The organism is Sphingomonas sp. CCH9-E2 (assembly GCF_001557215.1).
In the GTDB taxonomy this organism is placed as follows: Bacteria; Pseudomonadota; Alphaproteobacteria; order Sphingomonadales; family Sphingomonadaceae; genus Sphingomonas.
Map to the genome: position 1 here is coordinate 1 of NZ_LSJM01000060.1, position 17,500 is coordinate 17,500.

Consider the following 17,500-nt stretch of genomic DNA (forward strand, 5'->3'; position numbering starts at 1 on the left):
GTCCTTCTTTTCTTTGACCTCGACCTCGGTCGCGCCGCCGTCGCGGTGATCCGCGTCGGCGGCGCGACCGAGGTCGAGGTCAAAGAAAAGAAGGACCGCGTCGACGATGCGCTGCACGCCACCCGCGCGGCGGTCGAGGAAGGCATCCTGCCGGGCGGCGGCATCGCGCTGCTGCGCGCGCTCAAGGCGCTCGAGGGGCTGAAGGCCGCCAATGACGATCAGCAGTCGGGGATCGATATCGTTCGCCGCGCGCTGCGCGCACCGGCGCGACAGATCGCCGAGAATGCCGGCGAAGACGGCGCCTGGATCGTCGGCAAGCTGCTCGAGAACCCCGACTATAACTGGGGCTTCAACGCCGCCACTGGCGAATATGAGGACCTGGTCAAGGCCGGCGTGATCGATCCCGCCAAGGTGGTGCGCACCGCGCTGCAGGATGCAGCCTCGGTCGCCTCGCTGCTGATCACCACCGAAGCGCTCGTGGCGGAGTTGCCGAAGGAGGAGAAGCCGGCATCGATGCCGTCGATCGACTATTGATCTGTGAGGGGCGGGCCTGGCAGTGCCTCGCTCGCCCCATTTCAAGCAATCAAGCCTGAGCCGACTGGACCGGTCAACGGACCGCAGCGATCCACAGCTGCCCAACCTGCGTCCGGTCGAAGCGCCAGACCTTGATCGCAACGGGCCGCACGGCCCGCTGCACTCTGCTTGTGCCACCGTGCGGCGGATTCTGCGCACCGCTGGGCGAGGCGTGCGATCAGCGCGCGAAGGGATCATATTCGCGGACGATCAGCGCGGGGTCGCCATCGAACTCCTGCGCTTCGGCAACGCCGAACTTGTGCTCCTCGATCCGGAACACGACGACGACCGTCATGAGGGTGCGTGCGAGGCTCCAGGCGTTTTTCTGGGCGAGGTTGAGCGGCATCGGGATGCTCCTGTCCGGGAGCGGGGACCGCCCCCGCTCGACAGGCGCCCGACGGGTCCGGCGCATGGCCGCAATCACCGCGCAGCACAGCGCAGCGGCCGCATGCGCAGCATGGCGGACCCTTTACGGGTTGATGGCGTCAGGCCGTGCGCCGGTCCAAGGAAGTGCCTCCAAGAGCGGGGCGATCACCGCGGCGACAGTCGCCCCATGCCGCGCCGCCCAGCGAGCCATGCCCACTGCCCCCAAAATGCCGAAATCGGGAAGTGCCCGTGCATGAGCACCCAGCCGCGCTCATCATCGCGGACGCGCCCCATGAGCCGACCGCGATTACGCACGCGAGCTCATTTTCTGTTAGAAAAATGCGCTGATATTTCTAACAAGCGCCCCCGTCCAAAACTGCCAAGAGCGGTCGGTTCCACGCGCGTCTTGAGCCGAGCGCCCCCCACGCTCCGGTGGCCACAAGCAGCGACCTTGGCCCAGGCGCAGGACGAAGCAGCCTAAAGTCGCCGCAGGCACGGCGGCATATTGCTTTGCCGCACCGTTCGACAAACCACAGAATGGATTGCCCTTCAGCGCAGGATGCGACGATCCCGCGCAGAGTCGTTCCACCCAAACACCGAACCCAAAACCCGCCGCCGTAAGGCGGCCAACAAATGGCCGCACCCTCGCACGCGGCCGACCGGCGGCGCGGCGTGCGCGCGGGCCTGTGGGCCAGCCGCCGCGCCGCCCCCCGGCCGCGCGAGTGTGCCACGCGGCAAACAAAGACACGCGACCCCTGGCAACACCGCAGGTGGTGCCAGTGTGCGCTCAACTGATCCCCGCGTTCAATTAAGCTGGTCGTGCCGACCGGATCGTGCAAGGCCACATGGGCCCCTGCAAGGGTGTCAGGAACTGGGCCGAAACCACTCCGGCAGTTTGTGGGCCGCCACCTGCCTGACCGCTTTTGGCATCGAGCTGCATCAAAGCGGACGTCGCCGAGCGCTCTGATTGGCGGGTCTGAGCGGACTGGGCATGGCTATCTCATTCGGCAAGGATCGGATTGAGGGTGGCGCGTGTCTTCGCGCCTAGGCTAACATCCAGCATGTCCGAGGAAGCAAAGGTAGACCGGAAGCGGCAAACCGAGACGCGCGAGTTGGAGACGCGGCACGCCTTCCTCGATACGCAAGTCTTCTGGAAACTTCGGCACAACCCGGCCAACCGCGCGCTTCGTCTCGTCGCACAGCATGTGGCTGGGCACCGGCTCGTCATGCATACGACCGACATTACGCTACAAGAGGTCGCGCGCCAGATCGCCGAGGACGTCGAGCAGACGCGTGCGGTGCTGACAAAGGCGACAAAGGATGTCGAGCGCTGGCGGCACAGTGTGCCCGACATCGCACCCATGCCCAATCTCGGATTCGAGACCTCACGCCAGCTGTTCGCCGCCTTCCATCGCGCGTCGAGGGACGAGTGGAGAACGACCGAGCACACGGCAACGGCGCATCCGGCGATCGGCGTGTTCGCCGACTATTTCGCCAAGCGCTCACCTTTCGACAAGGCTGGCAGCAAGGAGTTCCCCGACGCGTTCGTCCTGCATACGTTGGAGGCTTGGTGCGCGGCGCACGGACAGCGGATGTATGTCGTCACCATGGATGCCGCGATGCACCGCTTCGCCGAGGCCTCTTCGCACCTGATTCCCCTCGACACAATCGAGGAGCTTCTGGGCGCCGCCATTGCCTCGGCCGCGGACGAAGACGGCGAAGCCGAGGCGATCGCTGATGCGCTGCTGAACGCGCCCGAGTTCGATTATCGGTTCGAGCAAGCAATCGGCGATCACATGGACGAGTTAATACTCGTTTACGGAGGCGACTTGCCCGAGGGGGAAGCGACAGGCGCCGACTTGGGCGGTGTAATCCGCTTCGTCGACTACCGAATCGTCTCGCGCACGGCGACGCGCATCGGCCTGTTGGTCAACACCGACGTCGAGATAAATGTCAACGTCGCGTTCGAGAACCGGCGTTACGCGAGCCACGACCAGGAAGACGACACTTGGATCGGCAGCGAATGGGATTCGACGGTCGTGGGCGCGGACATCGCCCTTGAGCTTTATTTGGAGATGGAGATTGCTACCGGCGAAATCGTCGGCTCCGAGCTCATCCGCAACGAGTATCACGTCCATTGATCGGCAGCCTTGATCGTGCGGATGCCACTGGCATCACGCTGGCCCTGCGGATTTCCCGCGCACAATCATGCACCGATTTTTGCTACGGCCGCGACGCAGGGTCTTGCCCGCGGGGTGATCGACTTTAGTCTGTTCCGGCAGGACAATGGTATTACGACGGCTTCGGACAGAGGGGCAATAAAGGTCATGGCGAAAGTCCCGTTCAGCGTTTCGGCACGCGCCGCGCGGCTGATTGGGCGCGAAAACGTCGGAACGCCCCAAGGCGCTGTCACCGAACTGGTTAAGAACGCCTATGATGCCGATTCCGCGGTTTGCGCCGTTCTGTTCCTGCCGAGATGGTCGGAGTTACCCGCCAAGATAACGCAGCGGGAACATGAGGCGCTGCAGCGCCTCGCTCCCGCCATAGACAAATTCTTCGTCGCGGATGGCGATATGTGGGCCCGGGCGTCCTGCGACTTTGTCGAGGACCAAGATGCGCTTGCAGCTGCGTTCGCGCAATTCCTCGACCTTTGGATCGTCGACAATGGCCATGGCATGTCGGCGGAGACCATCAGGGATCGCTGGATGGTCATCGGTACCGACACCAAGGAAATCAATGATCGATCGGCTGGGGGGCGCGTCGTCACCGGCGCGAAAGGCATCGGCCGTTTCGCACTCGATCGCCTTGGCCAGGAATGTGAACTGTTCTCCGCATTGCCCGGCAGCCCCGAGACCACGCACTGGCTCGTCGATTGGACCGAGTTCGAAGGAGCGGGAAAGGTCATCAGCGATGTCCAGGCGATACTCGAGACCGAGACGCGCCACTTGTCTGACGTATATACGGAGTTCGCGTTGGATTCGGTGCTTCCGCAAGTCGGGCCCACCCGCGAGGGCGAAGGCAAGCCGCTCGACTTCGCAAACGGAACGGCGATCCGGATCGGCCTCCTGCATGATGTTTGGGACGCTCGCGACAGCCTTCGTCTAAAGGAAACACTGGAGGCGCTTCTTCCGCCGCACGACCGCGGCGATTTCGACATCTTCGTCTATGATCACCGCGCGCCGACCGAAAGCGGCTTCATCGACAATTTTCCGCCCGATCATTTCGATTATCGCATGGTGGCCGAGGTTTCCGACACCGGCGAAGTCACGATCACCCTAGACCGGCGCGAAATCGACGTGCAGCGAATCCGGCCACGGGTCTTCGAGCTCGATACGATGAAGAAGGCTCCGTTCAGAAAGGAGGACTTCAACACCGGCTCGGTTACCTACACGACTGATCTGGCGAGGCTGACGGGAGCAAAAGGCGAAACCCTGGCCGATTTTGAGGCCATCGGCCCCTTCTCGTTCACGCTCTACTTTTTCAAGCTCACCAATCCCACCAGTGACAATTTGCTTCGCTATCCTCAGAAGAATTTCGACGTCGGCAAGCGCAGGCGGTGGCTCAAGTCCTCGGGCGGTATCCGACTGTACCGGGACAATTTCCGGGTGCGGCCGTACGGCGAGCCGGGCTCGACGACCTATGACTGGCTCCTGCTCGGCGACCGGGTCGCCCGCAATCCGGCGCCCGCATCGAGGATAGGCTGGCGTGTCCCGCCAACCCAGGTCGCAGGAACACTGCACATCAGCAAGGTGGGCAATCCGCACCTGATGGACCAGTCGAGCCGCGAAGGGGTGATGAACGAGCGAGCGCTCGACGCCTTCCGCAGAATCGTGATCGCGCTGATCAGAGAATTCGAAAACGATCGCGCCTATGTCCTCGGGCAGTTCAGCGCTGCCTTCGACCTTGACCATAAGGAAGAGAAGGAAGCGGAAGAGGGGCGCCGCATCGCCGAAGAACTACTCGGCAAGGCGGAGAACCCGGACGCCGCGGAAGACAATGAGGCTTCGCCAACCGATGGTTCCCAGTCGGACCTATTCGGCCAGCAAACGCCTCCTGCCGGAGAAGCACAACGCGACAACGAACTCGCCCTGCGACAAGTCTCGCAGGCTTATAGTTCCGAGGTTCGCAAGAATGAGAGCCTTCGCGACGATATTCAGGTCATGCGGGGCATGGCGACGCTTGGGACGGTTCTCGTTTCCTTCACGCATGAGCTGAAGCAGATCAAAGCCAATATTGACAGCCGCTCGCAGCGGCTGTCCGATGCCATCGAAAATGTCGCCGACAAGGAGCGCCTGGCCGCCTTGACACCCGCGCATAATCCCTTCCGGATGCTCGAGCGACTGCGGCGGCAGGATGAAAAGGTCAGCCGGTGGGTCACCTTCGCCCTGTCGGCTGTCTCCCCGGCCAAGCGGCGGCGGCGGGTGGTGGATCTTGCCGAATATCTCTCCGGGGTGGAGAGCTACTGGGAAGAATTCCTGCAGTCCAAAAGCATTTCGTTGGATGCCGACCCAAGCGCCAGCACAGGCGCCATGGTCCTTGCGCATGAGATTGATTTGGATAGTATCTTCTACAACCTGATCAATAATTCGGTTGAAGCCTTCGTAAAGCCGTCAGCCCCAATCGAGCGCAGGATAAAGATCGACATCAGCGAGGAGGACGATGGGTGGATCAACATTCGCTACGCCGACAATGGCCCAGGCATTCCGGATGAGTTCAACATCGCCGAAGATATCTTCCAGTTCGGCGCGTCCTCGAAAAAGGAAGCGGTCAGTGGCGATGCTGCCGGGACCGGCTTAGGCATGTGGCTGCTCAAGACAGTGGTCGAGGAATATCGCGGGTCCGTCGCACTTCAGAGCGCCATGGGCGAGCCGGGTTTCTCCATCGGTATCCGGCTGCCTTTGCACCAGCCTGCGAGCGCCGAGGCGACGAATGGCTGAGGCGACGCCGGCCATCGAGCGTCCGGTCATCGCCTATGTCGATGAAGACGAAGACGCTCTCGAGGATTTTCTCATCGATGCGGATAACAGCAACCTCTTTCGGGAGGTGATCATCCTGAAGCCGGAAGCGCATCTCGCGGATATGGTCGAAGCGCTTCTCGCGCTGCCGATCGACGCACTCGTCTCCGACTTCCGGCTTTCCGATGCGTCGCCGGTGGAATATGATGGCGGCAAGCTGGTCTCGGCATATCTGGCGACGCGCGCGGATTTTCCCTGCTTCATCCGTACGTCATGGGACAATGACGCATTGCACGGCACGGACGATGTCAACCGTGTCTATTCCAAGGAAGGCGGTTCGCAGGATCTCAACCGGCCTCTGTTCGAACGCATCAGTCTCCAGATCGCCCACTACAAGCAGCAATTACAGATATGGTCGGACGAACTCGAAACGCTGTTGGCTATCGATCGCAGCACTCTATCCGCCGCCCAGATCGAGCGCATTGTTGAGCTCGATACGCGTATAGAAGCTCAGTTCGGAGCCGATCATGCCGTGAGCCAGGCGGCGCGCCGGGCCATCTTCGATGGCGGCCTGTATAGCCGGAGGCAGGAGCTTCTCGCCGATACCGAAAAACTCATCGCAGATATCAAGCGCTCGCTCGGCGAGGAAGACGCCGCCGATGACTAGCAGTCTGACGATACGCGCCAGCTTGCCGGCGCGCGGAACCGTCGCTGCGCAGACGCGCTACGGTCTCTACCGAGACGATCTCCGGCGGGATTTCGCCAACGCCTGTGGATATTGTGGCGACGACGATCTGCGTGTCGACCGGATCGCCTTCCACATAGACCATTTTGCGCCGCGCAAGATTTTTCCGGCCCTCGAATGCGACTATGGAAACCTCGTATACGCGTGCCGCTTCTGCAACATGGCCAAGTCGGACCATTGGGTCGGCAACGATGCCACGGTCCACAACGACGGGAAACGTGGGTTCGTCGATCCCTGCAGTGATCAATATGAGACGCATTTCCGGCGTGACCCATCGGGCCGAATCATCCCTGTCGGGGAACTCGGAACCTATATCGCGAAGCGCCTGCGCTTCGATCTGCTGCGGCACGAACTCCTGTGGCAGGCGCGACAGGCGCGCGCACTGCGGGATGAGGTCAGGGCGCTGATTGCAACAATGAAAGCTCGCGCGGTCGGCGGCGACGCATATATTGACCTGCTCGAACGCTATGTAAGCCTAACTGAAGCGATTGACGATTATGAACTTCGCGCCGCCGCTTAGGGATCGGGCCTCGATCCGGCTCACCGGCGCGGTCTACACTCCAATTGAAGTCGCCTCGGCGGTGACGTCCCAAATCCGGCACCTCGTTCGCGCTCTGCGGCCCGCCATCTTGGAGCCCAGTATCGGGGACGGTGCCTTTGTGGATTCGCTCGCACTGCATTTTCCGGGCGCGAGTCTCACCGGAGTCGATATAGACGCCGGAGTCATCTCAGCGCTGGACCTATCCGCAGGCCTATGGCCCGGCGAGACTGCGTTTCATGCGAGTGATTTCCTGGCATTCGCCTGCGACAGGATCGCATCGAACGGCGACCGGTTCGACCTCGTTATTGGCAATCCGCCGTTCATTCGGAAGCACAACTATTCCGATGAATTTAAAGAAAATCTTGAGACTCTCGCGGGCTTAATAAAGTACCCGCTTCCTCAGCTCAAGAACAGCTGGGCAGCATTCTTGGCAGCGTCGACGCGCTTGCTTGCGGACTGCGGCGTGGCTGCTTTTGTGATACCCTATGAGCTGATGACGGTCGCCTATGGGCAGCAGGCTCTCCTCTGGCTTTGCGCGGAATTCCCCAGGATCGACCTTTTCATTTCCGACCAGAAGGCATTCCCTGCGCTCGATCAGGATGCAATAATCTTCGTCGGCCAGAAGCAACCGGCCGCACCGGAGGGTCTGTTCATTCAACGTGTTGTCGACATGGCAGACTTAGGGGCGGCCCAGGAACATGCGCTTGAGATCGCCGGGGAAGAATCGCTCGCGCTTGAGCTCAACAGGTTTCTGATCCCTCCGGCGACGTTGCCTTTGATCCAGCGCCTCCAACGCGAGAGCCCAAAAATCTTCGATTATTGCACCAGCGCTCCCGGCATCGTCACCGCGGCAAACGACTTTTTCATACTTACCGAAGCGCGCGCGAAGGAACTCCAACTCCTGGAATTCACGCTGCCTATTTTGAAAAAGGGCAGCTTTGCGAGCCGCCTGCCCATCTTCTCGGCGAGCGATTTTGCCGCGATCGCGGAGCACGAACCCTGCCGCTTTCTCCGGTTGAAAGGCAAACGAAGCGAATTGCCAGCCGAGGTCGAGGCTTATCTCCTCGCGGGCGAGGAACGTGGCTTCCATAAGCGCTACAAGTGCCGCAATCGTGGGAACTGGTATGAAGTGCCACTCGTCCCCCGCGCTGACGGTTTCGTCTTTAAGCGCTCTCACGAATATCCGCGGATGTGCTTGAACGCTGCGGACGTCTACATCACCGACACCGCCTATGGCCTGAAGGTGCGTGAAGGCTATTCGATGCGCGGGATTTGCTTCTCGTTCTACAACTCTCTGACGCTGCTCTTCTCCGAGATGGGGGGGCGCTTCTATGGTGGGGGGGTGCTCGAATTGTCACCGAACGAATTTCGTGCATTGCCCCTGATCTATCATGAACCGAGCGACGCCGAGTTCGAGGCGTTTCTCGCTGCACACTCCGGCGCAGCCGGCGTATCGTCGATACTAGATTTCGGCGACCGATGGCTTGGAGAGAAACTAGCGCTGGACGAGGCAGATCTCCGGTCGTTGCGTAACGCCTGGTCATCGGTGCGCTCGCACCGTCTTCGGCATGGCAAGTCGATTTAGTTCGCCACACCACGACTCGCTCCGCGGCAGGTTGCCTTTGCTAGACGAACGGCAGCTTTTAGGTGCGCCGACCGATCGCCGGAATGCCGGCTATTGGGACGCAAAGCTGACGTCGGATCCGCGTCAGCGATCGCGACCGCCCAGCGGCCGAGACCCAGCGGGGCTCGGTGCCGCGCAGCGGTATAGAGCGCGGTCGCGCCGGAGGCGCGAGACGCCTGCCCAGCTCCCAGACCTAAACGATCAGGCGGCGGCGTCCGCGCGCAACAGATGCAGTCGCTCCAGGCTCAACGTTTCAACGATATCCCGCAGCTGCCTCACAGAACTTGCAAGCGTGTCCAAATCCTCGACCCCAATCTCATAGCTGGGCGAATAACGCGCCTCGACATAGGCGCGCTTCAACAATTCGAAGCGACGACGGTCAACCCGCGTCTCCCGAGGGAAGGCACCGATCAAACGAGGTTCCTTGTCTTCGGCAATCGATCGCAAGAACTTGATGTTGTGAGACCGGGGGAAGTAGAGCGTTCGGACCAGCAGAAAACACGCGTATGCCCGTTCCGTGGCCTGGTGTAGCGTGAATGCCGCATCTTTCCGCCAGCCCAGATCATCGACCCCTTTTGCCATCTGATCCTCGGCAGTTTGGAGAGCCCGAGCGATCCCAGGAAGCCACTCATCAAAATACCCCTGCGCCATCGCCAGCGCATCCGCCGCGGTCAGCGGCTTGGGCGCCGCCAGCGCATGGTTGGGCAGCTCATAGAGCACCACCCCATCGCGCACGATATCGACCCAGAAATACTCGCCGCGCCCGAGCGCCTTGTTCACCTCGTCGAGCGTGTGGACGATGATGTTGACCGGCCGCTGGACAGCGGGATCGTGAAGGATCTTGTCCTCCGCGATATACCAATAGCCGGCAATATCGGTCAGGTCCGCATGGCTGACGATCACCAGGAGGTCGAAGTCGGACTGATAGCCATTTTCGGGCTCATCGACCCAGTCGTTGCGCGCATAGCTGCCGAACAGGATGATCTTGAGGATCTTCCCGTTCTTCTTCCAGGGCTGGGTCGCCGTCGCGATCGCATGAGCAAACTCGGTCATCAGCGTGTCGCGCACGCGGGCGAGCTCGGCTTGCTGGATTTGCGGAAGGTGATCGAGATCGGCGCGCATGGTCCGTTCCTAGCCGTGGCGGGAGGGTTGCTCAATGTCTGCAGGGCCGCCCGCCAGCAGATGCCGCATCGCGCGCGCCATCAGCCGCTCGACCTCCGCGACGGTCATGCCGAGCTCGGCGGCGATGGCTGGATAGTCCATGTCGCGGAAGCGCGCGCGCTCGAACACCTCGCGCCCGCGCACGGGCATGGTCTCAAGGCGGCGGCGAAGCGCAAGAAGCTCTGCGTCCATGATTGTCTCCATCCTGTGCCGGCCAAAGCCGGGCGGGAGAGACCGAGCGGGCGCGCGCTCGAGGCGGGGTGCACCCGCAGGGCCGGAGCGCAAGCGGAGGACCTGGGGGCCTAGCCCCCAGGTTGCGGCGCGCCGGCGCGGGCCCAGGCCGGGCGCGCCCGGCTTTGGCCGTGGTGCGAGGGCGATCCTCATCGCCGGCGATGATCGAGGATCGCGATCCCTGCGACCCGCGCCTTGTCGAACAGATTGTCCTGGATGCCGCCACCGGGAAAGATGATGATCCCGCGCGGCATCAGGGCGATGACGCGGTCGTTGCGCTTGAACGGCGCAGCCGCACGGCTGAACCTTGCAAAGTCCGGCGCGAAGGCAACCTGGGGCACCTTGCGCTCGCGTGCCCACAGAGCAGCGATATGTTCGGCGCCGGTGCGCGACCCGCCATGGAGCAGCACCATCTGCGGATGCCGGCCATGCACCTGGTCGAGCAGCTGCCAGATGCGGCGATGATCGTGATAATCGGCGCCGCCGCTGACATAGATGCGCTCGCCCGGAGGAATGAGAAGCTTCGCATCGGCATGGCGCCGGTCGTTCACGAACTCGCGGCTCTCGATCACCGCGGCGGTCATCGCGCGCCGGTTGAGCATCGATCCGCTGCGCGGCAGCCAGGGCTTGCGCAAATGATGCCGGAACTGTTCGGCAAAGGCCTCGCGAAATGCCTCCATCGTGTCGCGGCGCTCGATCATGGTGCGCCCTTGCGCGATCGCGGTCTCGAGCTCGACCGACCTGACCTCCGAGCCGTCCTGCTCGCGCTGGAGCCGGCGCTGGCCAAGTTCATTGTCATCGAGCTCGCGCTCGATCCGCTCGACTGCGCGGTGGAAGACATTGGTGAACCCCCAGAGCAGATCCTCGAGGTCGGGCTCGAGCCGTGTGTCGCCAAGACAGGCGATCATGCAATCGAAGGTATCGGCAGCGGCGCCCTCGACCAGCCTGCCCTCGGGCAAGGGGCGGGGATCGAGGTCATCGTCGAACGGCCTGCGTCCGAACAGTTCGAGTTCCTGGAGGAGCTGCGAGAAGTGCGAGCCCTGCGGCTCCGCGCAATCATGGTCGGTCATGGCGTGTCTCCTGTCTGCTTGTCCGCGCCCCGCGCGGCCTTCGCGCGACCAGAGGCGGCGGGCGGCGCGGGCGCGCACCGCGAGCGCAGCGGCCGGCACAGCCGGGCGGCCGCAGCGCAGCGGAGGACGGCGAAACCCGGCTATTTTGGGTCGCGATGCAAAGCGGGCGCCCGCGCCCGCGGCGGAAAATAGCCGGGCGAAGCCGTTGCGCGCCCGCGCCGCTTGCCGCCCCGTCGCACTCTCGAAGGCCGGGTGCGGCTCGCGCAGACGGGAGGGCACGGGCTGCCCCGCGCGCGCGGCGCGACCCGGTCAGCGCAGCCCCGCTGCATCCTGGGCCATGAGTTGCGGGCGCAGGCGCTCGACCAGCGCTTCGATCCCGTCGGCGCACAGGTCGCTGTTGAAATCGTCCAGCCGCGATTCGAGCGGAAGCAGTGCGATGCCCGACGCCCCGGCACGTTCGCACAGCATGGTGAACGCTCTCGTCCCCGCGCGATCGGTCTCGCGCGCGACATAGAGGCGCCGCAGCGGCGCGGGGAAGGTGAGGGCGGCGAGGTGGTTTGCGGACAGCCCAGCGATCATCGGCATGCGTGGCAGGACCATGCGGAGCGACAGGATTGTCTCGACGCCTTCGCCGAAGATCATCACCGGACCAGCTGAACCGAAGCGGACACCCTTGCCGAGCAGGCTGCCCAGCGCGCGGCGCGGCCGTGCGAGCCGTGCCTTGGTGCAGCCGACGGGATCGAGCCAGGTCCGTTGCACTCCGGTGATGATGCCGTCCGCGTCGGTGATCGCGGCGATCAGCGCGGGCAATGCCCGGGGCGTATCGGCGGGGTCGCCAGGGCCAGGACGAACCCAGCAGTGCGGATGAAAGCGCAGCCACGGCTCGGTGCGCACGCCGCTAATGCCGCGGGTCCGCAGATAATACTCGGCGGTCGTCGCGCCGATCGGACCAGATGCAGCAAACAGCCGCCGCGCCGCTGCGGGCGAGCCATGCGGTGCCCGACCGGTATCGGCAACGGCAGAGACCGGCTGCGGGAGCGCCAGGAAGCGGCGCGCCTCGGCAAGCGTGTCGGCGAGCGTCGCGTGTCCGCAATGGGCACCGATCAGGTCGAGCAGATCGCCATGCTCGCCGGTTGCGGCATCGGTCCATTTGCCGGCCGCGCCCTTGCCACGATCGGGACCGTTCAGCCGGACATAAAGGCTATGCCCTTGAGCGCCGTGCACATCGCCGGCGATCCAATAGCGGCCGTTGCGATGTCCGGCGGGGAGATAGTGGCGACACACGGCTTCGGCATGTCGCGCGAGCTGCCGGGAGAGGTCCGCGGCACGGGCCATGACGGGCTCCTGCAAAGATGGGGACCCGCCGCAGGGCGGGTCCCCAGGGCGACCAGCCTATTCGGCGGCGATGGCGAGCGGCGCTTCGTCCTGCGCATCGTCGTCCGGCTGCGCGGGCGCGAGCGTGTCGGCCGGCGCGGCGGGCGGTGCGGGGTCGGGCGCGACGGGCGTGCGCAACGGCTCGGCGAGCCAGCCGCTGTCCGCGAGGATCGCCTCGGCCTCGCGCGCCATGTCGGGCTTTTTGAGGCCGGTCAGTCGTGCCGCCGTCTCCGGCCCCTTGGCTTCCTCGACTGCGGCGAGAATCCGCAGCTTGGTCACGCGCCCGAGATAATTGTCGACGCGCGCCGTCCAGCCCGCGGCGACCGGATTGAGCCCGGACGCACGCGCGAGGATGTGCGCATGCGCGATCCGTCCGGCGATCGCCCGCGCCGATACCCGCCCGTCACCATAACGGTTTGCAGGTTCCCACACGGCGTTGATGCCAAGCGATGCGCAATGCGCAAACAGCAGCGCCTGATCGTCGGCACCAAGGCCGGCGAGCATGTCCCAGAGCTGCTCCGGATCGTCGGGAAGGCGCTCGCGCCATGCCGCGTGGCGCTGGTCGATCGCCCGGGCCGGGAGCGAGTCGGACAGGCCCGGTGTCTGGATGGCGAGCGTGCCGCCGCGCAGCGCGATGCCGACGCAGCTTTCGGTTCCGCAATAGGCATAGAAGGTGTCGAGCACCACCGCGTGGAGCACGTCCGCGAACGCCACCTGCGGGCTGAGCGCGACGGCGTTGCGCAGCGCGAGCGTCCGCCAGCTGGTCAGCTCGGTGACCAGCCGGTCGGGAAGGGGTCGGCGCAGATCGTCGGGATCCTCCTCCTCGTCCGCGCCATCGACCGCGTCCGCAGCCGTCTCGCCCGCTGCAGCCTCCGCAGCAATGCTGTCCTGCCCAAGAGGCGTGTCTGCCTCGCCGTCCGCGTCGTCGCAGGCAATGACAGGCTCGTCCTCGGGACGGACATAGCCGCGATCGACCTCGAGAGTGCCGAAGCGGTCGATCGTGACGAACGCCCCTGCGCGCGCCAGCTCCTCTGGGTCATAGACCAGCGGCCGTTCGACGATGCCAGCGATCTCCTCGTCGATCGCGTTCACCCGGGCATGGACTTCGTCGGGGATGTCGCGCGCTTCGGCCCATTCGGCCTCGAGCGCATCGGCTTCCACGCGGAGCGCCGCCAGCTTTGCCTCCTGCTCTCCGGTCAGTTCGGGCTGCGCGCCAGCAATCGGACGCATGCCGTCCTGATAGCGATAGGGCAGTTCGATCGCGGCGACGATCCATTTCCAGCCCTCCACGCCGATGCGCTCGGCTTCGGCAGCGAGCCTGGCGGCGACCAGCGTCTCGAGCAGGCCGACATCCTGGAGCCATCCGCCATCATCCTCCTCGAACAGGTCGCGCAGCACATAGCCGCCGGCCGCGACATAGGCGTCGAGTCCGACAAAGCGCGCACGCTTGTCGCTCGCGCGGACCGCCTGTTCGGTGAGCTTGCTACGGATCATCCAGGGCTGCTTGCTGTGACTCGACTGCAGCTGCTCCCACACCTGCTCCTGGCGCGCATGGTCCTCGGATACGCAGAAGGCCATGAGCTGCTCGAGCGTCATGCCGTCCTCGGCATAGATGGCGTGGAGCGCCGGCGAGACCGAGGCGAGCCGCAGGCGCTGTTTCACGACAGCGGGCGTGGTCATGAAGGTCGCGGCGATCGTTTCGACATCGCTGCCCTGGTCGGCAAGCTGCTGCATCGCGCGGAACTGGTCGAGCGGGTGCAGCGCCTCGCGATGGGTGTTTTCGGCGAGCGAATCCTCCTCGGCCGAGATCTGGTCATCCTCGCGCACGATGCACGGAACCGGTGCGGTCCGGGCGAGGCGCTTCGCTTTGACCAGCTGCTGGAGCGCGCGGAAGCGCCGGCCGCCGGCGGGTACCTCGAACTTACCGGTGGGATTGCCCACACCGTCGCGCTCGGCACGCACGGTCAGGCTCTGCAGCAATCCCCGCCGCGCGATGTCCGCGGCGAGCGTGTCGATCGACACCCCGGCCTTGACGCGCCGGACGTTGGACTGGCTCAGCACCAGCAGGTTGAACGGGATGTCCCGCGAAGCGCTGAGCGCGATCTTGGCATGCTTGGTCATGGACCTTCTCCACGACGGGCGGCCGGGAGACTCTCTCTCGACCTCCAACCCGTCATGAAGCCGGCGCAGCCCTCTACCTCTAAGGGGGGAGAGGACTGCGCCGGACCCGAACGCGACGCCGGGGAGGATCAATGGGCCGCGGCCAGCAGCTTTGCGGCCCTGGCCTCGAGGTCGAGCCGCGCATCCTGGTGCGGCCGCGCCCGCGCCAGCGCGGTGATCCCTTGGACGAAGTCGAAGATCGAGGCGGGCGGGTGCCCCTCCTCGTCGAGCACGGTCGCAATGATCTTGCCGGTCTCCGCTTTGGAGAAGCCGCGCTTGCGCAGGAAATCCTGGCGATCCTCGTCGGTGCGCGCGACGATCCGCTGCCGGGCCGCCATGATGCCCGTCATGAAGGGCTGGGGCGACGATGTCGCGAAGCGTTCGAGCGCCGGCGCCGCCTCATGCGCGAAGCGGTTGGCGGCGAACTTCGAATGGCGGATGCTGATTTCCTCGAAGCCCTCGGCACCCCAGATGTTGCGGTTCATGCAGACCGCGCGGAGATAGAAGCTCGCCATGCCGAGCGTCTTCGCGCCGACCTCGCTGTTCCAGCAATAGAAGCCGCGAAAGAACAGGTCCGGGTCGCCATTGGGCAGCCTGCCCGCTTCGATCGGATGCGCGTCATCGACCAGGAACAGGAAGACGTCGCGATCGCTTGCATAGAGCGTGGTGGTATCCCTGGTTACCTCGACATGCGGATTGTGCATCATGGTCGACCAGTCGAGCAGGCCCGGCACCTTCCAGCGCGTGTCGCCGGTGCCGTTGCCGGCGATGCGCATCACAGCGGCGACCAGCTCATGGTCCCAGATCCGGCCATAGTCGGGGCCGGTCACGGCCCGCAGCTCGGTGCGTCCGTCTTCGGCCTCGAGCGTCTTGATCAGCTCGCCGCGATGGCTGAGCAGTCCGTGCTGGAGGTTGATGCCGGCGAGCGGCGCGGGCAGCGCGCGCAGATAGCCCGACGGCGCACCGACAAGGCTGCACAGTTGCCCGAACGACCAATGGGTCGGGGCAACCGGTTCGTCACGGCCCGGCACGATCAGCGCGAGCCGTTCGGCATTGTCGCGGCTAGCCTCGACGCGGACCGCGCGGGTCTCGACGGTGCGGGTGGTGGCCCGCCGCGCGCGCGCCGCGACCGCGGCATGGAGGGCGTCAAGCGAGAGATAGCGCTCGTCGTCAGGGCGCGAGAACCATTCGGACGCGACGCGGCCGATGTGCGACCCGCGCGAGATATCGACCTTGTAGGCACCCGACCGCGAAGACGGCGCGGGATCGTGACTGAGGACAGTTGCCATGGAACTTCTCCGCGACGGGCGCCGCGAGACTCTCTCTCGGCTCCGACCCGTCACGGCCGAACCGGCCGCGCTCTTCCTCTCTCGCGACGCCGGACGCAGCATCCGCAGAAGGGGTGCGGCCAGACGCGGCTGGCCGTCAGGGCAAGCCGTTCCCACTCCCTGCGTCCCGATACCAAGCGGACGAAGCAGGTCGGAAGCCGCGTCCGAAATCATTGACTGGTCGCGGGTCGCGTTCCGGCATTCGCAGCCAGCATTTCGAGGCGGGTGGCGAGCGGCGCACTGAATAGCAGGGGATCGATGCGCAGGCCGGTGCGTCGCGCATGGGCATCATAAATCTGGTCGAGCAGGTTCGGGCTCAGTTCCAATCGGCGCCAGGAAGCGGTCGACGCGGTGGGCCATCGCGCCCCGACGGTCGAACGCTATTTGCGCCAAAAGGGATTGCGCTTGGCGGGACCAGTCTGCCTAAAGAGTCCATGACCGCGAGCCAGCTGCAGGACCTGATGATCGTGCGCCTCGTGCGCCAGGTTGGCGGGACGCAGCGGCGCTGGCGCGCCGTGCTCGGTGCGGTCCGGGTATATGATCCCGAAACCCATTCCCATTGCAACTGGTCGCTCGCACCATCGGGCGGGACGCGCGAGATCGCCGAGGTCGAGCGGATGCTGGACGTATTGCGGCTTGAGCATCCGATCGTCAGTGCGGGTTGACCGGGCGGGCTGCGGCATTCCGAAGGGCTGGACCGGTTGCGGGGCGACGTTGGCGACACTGCCGCATCGCTGTCAATCAGGGACCTTGCCTCTCCAACGCCCGCTCGTGCCGTGCGGGCTGGGACTGTGAACGCGCAATTGTAGTGGCGTTGTGCCGCTTTGCATCCGCGCCCACCAGTTTGGTGGGCAATCCCAGCGTCGTGAGATCCTTACGAATCTCACGCGCACGTGCAGCCTTCGCCCCCGGGTCCAATACCGCCACATTGAGGGTGCGCTCATATTTGGCGGCTTCCTCAGCGAAGCTTTTGATCAGGTTTCGTGTATCGGATTCGTTGCGCACAAGGCGGATGACCCGCTTGAGCGAAACAATGCTGTTGCGAGATCTGGCTCCGCAGATCGAATAGCCTTCACATTTGGTTCAATGTCCGGTGCCCTCGTTTCTCCGCTAGACTTGCATGCCAATGTGAAAAGGCGAACATGGCGACGATTACCGGAGCGGAGGCCGCGGTGCGGATGCTGCAGGCGCATGGAGTGCGGCATGTGTTCGGCCTGTGCGGCGACACCAGCCTGCCCTTCTACGATGCGCTCCACCGCCTCGACCACGGCATTGATCATGTTCTGACCCGCGACGAGCGTAGCGCGACCTATATGGCCGATGCCTATGCGCGGGTAACGGGCCGTCCGGGGGTGTGCGAGGGGCCGAGTGG

General features: G+C 64.5%; 16 protein-coding genes. 8 read left to right on the plus strand and 8 right to left on the minus strand.

All coding sequences use genetic code 11. The annotated features are described in order from the left end of the window. Positions 1 to 534, plus strand: a 534-nt coding sequence (locus tag AX681_RS03400) for a TCP-1/cpn60 chaperonin family protein (protein WP_331709980.1), incomplete at its 5' end; no start/stop codon positions are given. 217 nt (positions 535 to 751) lie between these two features. Here AX681_RS03400 and AX681_RS22300 read toward each other — a convergent pair. Then, complete coding sequence (locus AX681_RS22300) at positions 752 to 919, minus strand: hypothetical protein (RefSeq protein ID WP_197421913.1); 168 nt, start codon at positions 917 to 919, stop codon at positions 752 to 754. Positions 920 to 2,000: 1,081 nt separating this feature from the next. Between AX681_RS22300 and AX681_RS03405 the strand changes: the two genes are divergently transcribed. The 5 genes from AX681_RS03405 to AX681_RS03430 are packed head-to-tail and all read left to right on the plus strand — an operon-like array spanning position 2,001 to position 8,765. Next, complete coding sequence (locus tag AX681_RS03405; protein WP_066659908.1) at positions 2,001 to 3,080, plus strand: PIN domain-containing protein; 1,080 nt, start codon at positions 2,001 to 2,003, stop codon at positions 3,078 to 3,080. A 15-nt stretch (positions 3,081 to 3,095) separates the two neighbouring features. Next, on the plus strand, positions 3,096 to 5,876 hold the full coding sequence (locus AX681_RS03415; protein ID WP_156456027.1) for a sensor histidine kinase: 2,781 nt from the start codon (positions 3,096 to 3,098) through the stop codon (positions 5,874 to 5,876). After that, positions 5,869 to 6,561 carry a hypothetical protein gene (locus AX681_RS03420; RefSeq protein WP_066659915.1) on the plus strand — a complete coding sequence of 231 codons (693 nt, stop codon included), beginning with the start codon at positions 5,869 to 5,871 and terminating at the stop codon, positions 6,559 to 6,561. The genes AX681_RS03415 and AX681_RS03420 overlap by 8 nt, the downstream gene beginning before the upstream one ends. Continuing rightward, on the plus strand, positions 6,554 to 7,159 hold the full coding sequence (locus AX681_RS03425) for an HNH endonuclease (RefSeq protein ID WP_197421914.1): 606 nt from the start codon (positions 6,554 to 6,556) through the stop codon (positions 7,157 to 7,159). The genes AX681_RS03420 and AX681_RS03425 overlap by 8 nt, the downstream gene beginning before the upstream one ends. After that, positions 7,137 to 8,765 carry an Eco57I restriction-modification methylase domain-containing protein gene (locus AX681_RS03430; RefSeq protein WP_066681809.1) on the plus strand — a complete coding sequence of 543 codons (1,629 nt, stop codon included), beginning with the start codon at positions 7,137 to 7,139 and terminating at the stop codon, positions 8,763 to 8,765. Before AX681_RS03425 ends, AX681_RS03430 begins: the two co-directional genes overlap by 23 nt. Before the next feature lie 240 nt (positions 8,766 to 9,005). Here the strand turns inward: AX681_RS03430 and AX681_RS03435 are convergent, their stop codons facing one another. The 7 genes from AX681_RS03435 to AX681_RS21770 all read right to left on the minus strand — a co-directional run bounded on the left by AX681_RS03435 (position 9,006) and on the right by AX681_RS21770 (position 16,454). Further along, entirely contained in the window at positions 9,006 to 9,926 is a 921-nt protein-coding gene (locus AX681_RS03435) for a HEPN domain-containing protein (RefSeq protein WP_066658953.1), read from the minus strand. Between the two features lie 9 nt (positions 9,927 to 9,935). Further along, positions 9,936 to 10,157, minus strand: a complete 222-nt coding sequence (locus AX681_RS22305) for a sigma factor-like helix-turn-helix DNA-binding protein (RefSeq protein WP_066681812.1) — start codon at positions 10,155 to 10,157, stop codon at positions 9,936 to 9,938. A 188-nt stretch (positions 10,158 to 10,345) separates the two neighbouring features. Further along, positions 10,346 to 11,266, minus strand: coding sequence for a DUF2493 domain-containing protein (locus AX681_RS03445; RefSeq protein WP_066658957.1), 921 nt, complete (start codon positions 11,264 to 11,266; stop codon positions 10,346 to 10,348). Between the two features lie 309 nt (positions 11,267 to 11,575). Continuing rightward, entirely contained in the window at positions 11,576 to 12,601 is a 1,026-nt protein-coding gene (locus tag AX681_RS03450; RefSeq protein ID WP_066658959.1) for a DUF7146 domain-containing protein, read from the minus strand. A 57-nt stretch (positions 12,602 to 12,658) separates the two neighbouring features. Further along, positions 12,659 to 14,761: a ParB/RepB/Spo0J family partition protein gene (locus AX681_RS03455; RefSeq protein ID WP_066658961.1), complete on the minus strand. Its 2,103-nt coding sequence runs from the start codon at positions 14,759 to 14,761 to the stop codon at positions 12,659 to 12,661. Positions 14,762 to 14,889: 128 nt separating this feature from the next. Then, entirely contained in the window at positions 14,890 to 16,089 is a 1,200-nt protein-coding gene (locus AX681_RS03460; protein WP_066658965.1) for a hypothetical protein, read from the minus strand. 209 nt (positions 16,090 to 16,298) lie between these two features. Next, on the minus strand, positions 16,299 to 16,454 hold the full coding sequence (locus tag AX681_RS21770) for a hypothetical protein (RefSeq protein ID WP_156442674.1): 156 nt from the start codon (positions 16,452 to 16,454) through the stop codon (positions 16,299 to 16,301). A gap of 108 nt (positions 16,455 to 16,562) precedes the next feature. Between AX681_RS21770 and AX681_RS03465 the strand changes: the two genes are divergently transcribed. Together AX681_RS03465 and AX681_RS03470 are read left to right on the plus strand one after the other, a co-directional pair. After that, positions 16,563 to 16,793 carry a hypothetical protein gene (locus AX681_RS03465; protein ID WP_066658966.1) on the plus strand — a complete coding sequence of 77 codons (231 nt, stop codon included), beginning with the start codon at positions 16,563 to 16,565 and terminating at the stop codon, positions 16,791 to 16,793. Positions 16,794 to 17,270: 477 nt separating this feature from the next. Beyond that, positions 17,271 to 17,500, plus strand: a 230-nt coding sequence (locus tag AX681_RS03470) for a thiamine pyrophosphate-binding protein (protein ID WP_269450332.1), incomplete at its 3' end; no start/stop codon positions are given.

What these genes read in the sequence shown, in the direction of transcription:
- AX681_RS22300 (WP_197421913.1), bottom strand. Translation starts at nt 919, where the DNA reads ATGCCGCTCAACCTCGCCCAGAAAAACGCCTGGAGCCTCGCACGCACC.
- AX681_RS03405 (WP_066659908.1), top strand. Translation starts at nt 2,001, where the DNA reads ATGTCCGAGGAAGCAAAGGTAGACCGGAAGCGGCAAACCGAGACGCGC.
- AX681_RS03420 (WP_066659915.1), top strand. Translation starts at nt 5,869, where the DNA reads ATGGCTGAGGCGACGCCGGCCATCGAGCGTCCGGTCATCGCCTATGTC.
- AX681_RS03425 (WP_197421914.1), top strand. Translation starts at nt 6,554, where the DNA reads ATGACTAGCAGTCTGACGATACGCGCCAGCTTGCCGGCGCGCGGAACC.
- AX681_RS03430 (WP_066681809.1), top strand. Translation starts at nt 7,137, where the DNA reads ATGAACTTCGCGCCGCCGCTTAGGGATCGGGCCTCGATCCGGCTCACC.
- AX681_RS03435 (WP_066658953.1), bottom strand. Translation starts at nt 9,926, where the DNA reads ATGCGCGCCGATCTCGATCACCTTCCGCAAATCCAGCAAGCCGAGCTC.
- AX681_RS22305 (WP_066681812.1), bottom strand. Translation starts at nt 10,157, where the DNA reads ATGGACGCAGAGCTTCTTGCGCTTCGCCGCCGCCTTGAGACCATGCCC.
- AX681_RS03445 (WP_066658957.1), bottom strand. Translation starts at nt 11,266, where the DNA reads ATGACCGACCATGATTGCGCGGAGCCGCAGGGCTCGCACTTCTCGCAG.
- AX681_RS03450 (WP_066658959.1), bottom strand. Translation starts at nt 12,601, where the DNA reads ATGGCCCGTGCCGCGGACCTCTCCCGGCAGCTCGCGCGACATGCCGAA.
- AX681_RS03455 (WP_066658961.1), bottom strand. Translation starts at nt 14,761, where the DNA reads ATGACCAAGCATGCCAAGATCGCGCTCAGCGCTTCGCGGGACATCCCG.
- AX681_RS03460 (WP_066658965.1), bottom strand. Translation starts at nt 16,089, where the DNA reads ATGGCAACTGTCCTCAGTCACGATCCCGCGCCGTCTTCGCGGTCGGGT.
- AX681_RS03465 (WP_066658966.1), top strand. Translation starts at nt 16,563, where the DNA reads ATGACCGCGAGCCAGCTGCAGGACCTGATGATCGTGCGCCTCGTGCGC.